Here is a 577-nt window from a genome sequence, read left to right as displayed (position 1 = left end):
ACGGGTGAATTTGGTGATTTGATTGCTTTCAAGAATTGTTGATCCTGTGAAAGTTTTTGCGTTCTGCTCTTCAGAATGCGGCTTCAATTGCGAGCCTGCTGATCACAACAGAAGCAATGGTTGCTGAAGTTCCAAAGAAAGATACACCAATGCCTCCGATGCCTGCTGGCGGAATGGGTGGAATGGGCGGAATGGATTTCTAAGCTCTTATTCCGTAGAGGTAATAAAGAAACGGGCCTTCTGTGCCCGTTTTTTTTAGCCGCGATTATTGTGGGCAAAGTGCTGGAAAACAATGCTGACACTTATGGTTACAATACCGCTACGGGTGAATTTGGTGATTTGATTGCTTTCAAGAATTGTTGATCCTGTGAAAGTTTTTGCGTTCTGCTCTTCAGAATGCGGCTTCAATTGCGAGCCTGCTGATCACAACAGAAGCAATGGTTGCTGAAGTTCCAAAGAAAGATACACCAATGCCTCCGATGCCTGCTGGCGGAATGGGTGGAATGGGCGGAATGGATTTCTAAGCTCTTATTCCGTAGAGGTAATAAAGAAACGGGCCTTCTGTGCCCGTTTTTTT

2 pseudogenes are annotated in these 577 nt (G+C 45.2%); both read left to right on the top strand.

The window, feature by feature from the left end:
• Nucleotides 1-203: pseudogene (gene groEL / locus ACFIK6_RS10225) on the top strand (chaperonin GroEL); the annotation flags it as partial.
• 55 nt (nt 204-258) lie between these two features.
• A pseudogene (locus ACFIK6_RS10220) lies at nt 259-524 on the top strand (TCP-1/cpn60 chaperonin family protein); the annotation flags it as partial.
• Nucleotides 525-577: the final 53 nt, after the last annotated feature.

This window comes from Bartonella sp. AS69XJJH (assembly GCF_042195585.1).
Classification (GTDB): domain Bacteria; phylum Pseudomonadota; class Alphaproteobacteria; order Rhizobiales; family Rhizobiaceae; genus Bartonella.
Note: the sequence above shows the minus strand (reverse complement) of the source record. Positions and strands in the feature narration are given on the sequence as shown.